Genomic DNA, 3,736 nt, shown 5'->3' with positions numbered 1-3,736 from the left:
GTAAAGCCTATTCGTTGGACATCTGAATAGTATTCGTAAATTTTTTTATAGCTACTAGCTAAACTGTGATGGTTTTCATCCGTTATGATCAGCTTAGGTTTCTTTATTTTCCCTAGCTTTCTCACACTTGATTGAACTGATATCCACATTCAATGCATTAAATACGAATGTAGTTTATACGGCTTGGGAAACGACCAGACAAATCCAATTAGAAAGCGGGCAACTATACAATCAATTCTTGCCAGACATCAGAGAGAAAGTAGTCAATCATATTATGGGAATCATTCCATTGGTGGCTAGGCTGGTTCGAAATCCTGAAACCAAGCAACGTGGATTCATTCTTCAAAAATCAAATGGAACATTTGCAAAAAATCAATTGGACCACAGAGAAGGTTGCCTTCAGGAAAATATCTTCAAAATCGGAAGTGATGATGATTGACCTTTGAATTATACGACTATCAGGAAGATTTGATAAAGAGGGCTAGAGAGTCTTTTATCAATGGCTATCGTGCTCCTTGTATCGTTTCTCCATGCGGCTCTGGTAAATCAGTGGTGATTGCAGAAATCGCTCGCAAGACAACATTAAAGGGCAATCAGGTATTGTTCTTGGTCCACAGAAAGGAATTAATTGACCAAATAAAAAGCACCTTTGAAACACATGGTGTGGATATGAGATTTGTTCTTTTCGGAATGGTTCAAACAATTGTGAGAAAGCTAGGGAAAATAAAGAAACCTAAGCTGATCATAACGGATGAAAACCATCACAGTTTAGCTAGTAGCTATAAAAAAATTTACGAATACTATTCAGATGTCCAACGAATAGGCTTTACCGCAACACCAGTCAGATTAAACGGTAGCGGTTTAGGAGATGTCAACGATTTGTTGATAGAAGGAGTATCAGTTAAATGGTTGATTGAAAATAAACGACTAACTCCATTTAAATACTATGCACCAGCGCTGATCGATACTTCAGTTTTAAAAATGAATTCTATGTCTGAATTCTCAAAAGGCAGTATAGATAAAGCATTGGAACAAAAAGCTATATACGGTGATGTTATCAAGCATTATAAAAAACTAGCTGAAGGTGAGCAAGCGATCGTATATTGCCACAGTATAGAGTCTAGCGAAAAGACTAGAGATTTATTTATCGAATCAGGATACCAAGCAGCACATATTGACGGAAAAACGAATAAACAGGAACGTGATTCAATTATTGAAAAATTTCGTAATCACGATATTCAAATCCTGACAAATGTTGATTTAATCGGTGAGGGATTCGATGTTCCAGATTGCTCAACAGTCATAATGCTAAGGCCCACTAAATCGCTCTCGCTGTTCATTCAGCAAGCTATGAGAGGGATGCGCTACAAGCCAGATAAAATATCTACAATCATTGACCACGTAGGTAATGTGAATGAACACGGATTACCAGATATGCCAAGACAATGGAGCTTAGCAAGTAAAAAAAGCCGAAGGAAAGAGGATGTCATACCTATTAAGGAATGTCCTAACTGCTTTGGAACTTATGCAAGCGAAGTTGGAAATATTTGTCCTTATTGTGGGCATGAGATACCGAAAGAAGAGCGTTCTGCAAACCTTGAAATAATCGAAAGTGCAGAACTACAAGAAATAAAAATTGATCTAGATACAGGAAAGTATGCAGCAATGGAACCAGAAGAAGCTGAGAGTGTCAGCGATTTATATAAAATGGCTGATGCTAGAGGTTATAAAAAAGGCTGGGCATTCTTTCAAGCCAAAAGACTAAACCTACTATAAAAAACAGAAAGAGGTAATTAACTATGACAGGATTTAACTTAGATTTCAACGACAAATTTGAAGGCGGCGGAATTACAGACGGAGTTTATGAAGTGATCGTAAACATTGTAAAAGAGGACGCAACAAGAAGTGGCTCTGAATATATGGAGTTAGACTTGATCATCCGTAACGATGTACAACAAAAGCACCAAAATCAACATATCTTTCATAAAATTTGGAAGAAAAAGGACACAGGCAAATACAATTTCCAAATGTTCAATACCCTCGGCTGGGCATTCCGATTACAAGAAAACAAATCTTATTCTAGTATTGATGACTTAATGCAAGATTTCTTCATGAAAGTAGCGAAAGTTACGGTAAAAAATGAAAAATCTGAACCCAATGCACAAGGCGTAATTTATGACAACTTGAATGTAAAGCGGTGGGAACAGTCGGCTTTCCCAAATATTCAACATCAATTCAAAGATAGCAGTAAACCGAATGATTTTGCAGGCGGAAGCATCGATATTAGCGATGATGATCTTCCATTCTAATTAAAGGGAGTTGAAAGTGTGTGGCGTATGAACACATTCCAGAAGAACTAAAGCAGCAAAAACAATGGTGTGTATATCGATTGGTATGGAACGAAGAGAGAAAAAAACACACCAAAATACCAGTCGATCCACACACTGGAAACAATGGTAAATCAAATGATGAGAGTACGTGGTCTGATTATCAGACCGCACTCTCTGCAATAGAAAAATATAACTGTAATGGATTAGGTTTTTATTTCAAAAAACCTTACTTCGGAATTGACATTGATAATATCGAAGGTGAAATTCAACGATATTTACAAGGCGATATTGAAACAAATATGATGTACGAGTTTGTAACATCGATTAAATCTTATGCTGAATACTCTCAATCAGGTAACGGTATCCACATTATCTGTAAAGGAAAGTTGCCAGGACACAGACGTAGAAAAGGCAATGTTGAAATGTATGATTCGGGTAGATTTTTCGTTATGACAGGCAACACTGTCGATCGCAAATATAACCAAGTCATCGAACCATCAGAAACCACTCTAAAACTGCTATACAACCGATATATTGGAGACGATAAGATTGTAAGGTTTAACAATCAAAACGCTTCTGAATCAAAGATAGACCTATCAGAAAGCGAGATAGTACAAAAAGCATACGAAAGTAAGCAAGGCGCCAAATTCAAAGTATTTATGGAGGGTGGTTGGGAAGCGTTTTATGATTCCCAATCCGAAGCCGATATTGCTTTCGCGAACATGTTGGCGTTTTGGACCGGTAGAGATTATGAGAAGATGGACAGCATCTTCAGAGATTCGTCTTTATTTAGACAAAAGTATGACGAACGCAGACCACCAAATTCAACATACGGTGGAAACTTATTAAACAAAGCAATCCATGAATGTGAAAATACCTATACGCCTAGCCAGTCGCACGGTTTCAGAATTTTCATTAAAGAGTTTGAAGAAAAGAAAGAAGACAAATTCTACTCCTATGATGACACCGGGAATGCAGAAAGATTTATGGATGTGTATGGAACCTTAGTCAGATACTCATACATTAATAAAGAGTTTTATTTCTACGATGGTAAGAGTTGGAAGATTGATGATACAGGTGAAATCTCAAAAATGATTGATACCACAGTTGACATGATGAAAAACGAGAAAGTTTATATCCCTGCCGACTGTGAAGATCCAGAAAAAATTGAAGAAGCCTTTAGGAAACATATCAAGCGTTCCCGTGGAAATTCTGCAAAGAAAGCTATGAGAGAACAAATCATGCACCGTGTATCGGTTTTACCAGATGAGTTTGATAGCGACACAACACTTCTAAATACACAAAATGGATATTTAGATTTGATTAGCGGAGTATTGCACGAACACAACATAGACAAAAAGTTTACACGAATAGCAAATATTGAATATACAGATAAAATCGATGCG

At 37.0% G+C, this 3,736-nt stretch carries 4 protein-coding genes and 1 pseudogene; 4 read left to right on the top strand and 1 reads right to left on the bottom strand.

The window, feature by feature from the left end:
- On the bottom strand, positions 1–149 hold a 149-nt coding region (locus Q0A12_RS13260; RefSeq protein WP_291293113.1), incomplete at its 3' end, for a DEAD/DEAH box helicase family protein.
- Here Q0A12_RS13260 and Q0A12_RS13255 point away from each other — a divergent pair.
- From Q0A12_RS13255 to Q0A12_RS13240, 4 genes and pseudogenes are all read left to right on the top strand, one after another.
- Entirely contained in the window at positions 128–439 is a 312-nt protein-coding gene (locus tag Q0A12_RS13255; protein WP_291293112.1) for an AAA family ATPase, read from the top strand. The genes Q0A12_RS13260 and Q0A12_RS13255 overlap by 22 nt on opposite strands.
- On the top strand, positions 436–1,776 hold the full coding sequence (locus tag Q0A12_RS13250; protein ID WP_291293111.1) for a DEAD/DEAH box helicase: 1,341 nt from the start codon (positions 436–438) through the stop codon (positions 1,774–1,776). Before Q0A12_RS13255 ends, Q0A12_RS13250 begins: the two co-directional genes overlap by 4 nt.
- A gap of 23 nt (positions 1,777–1,799) precedes the next feature.
- Positions 1,800–2,309: a DUF669 domain-containing protein gene (locus Q0A12_RS13245; RefSeq protein ID WP_291293110.1), complete on the top strand. Its 510-nt coding sequence runs from the start codon at positions 1,800–1,802 to the stop codon at positions 2,307–2,309.
- Between the two features lie 20 nt (positions 2,310–2,329).
- Positions 2,330–3,736: pseudogene (locus tag Q0A12_RS13240) on the top strand (DNA primase); the annotation flags it as partial.

Source organism: Enterococcus sp. (assembly GCF_022711995.1).
Taxonomy (GTDB): domain Bacteria; phylum Bacillota; class Bacilli; order Lactobacillales; family Enterococcaceae; genus Enterococcus_D.
This window is presented reverse-complemented; position numbering and strand designations above follow the sequence as displayed.

Excerpts from the sequence above, each read along its gene's own strand:
- Q0A12_RS13245 (WP_291293110.1), top strand. The coding sequence starts at position 1,800 with ATGACAGGATTTAACTTAGATTTCAACGACAAATTTGAAGGCGGCGGA.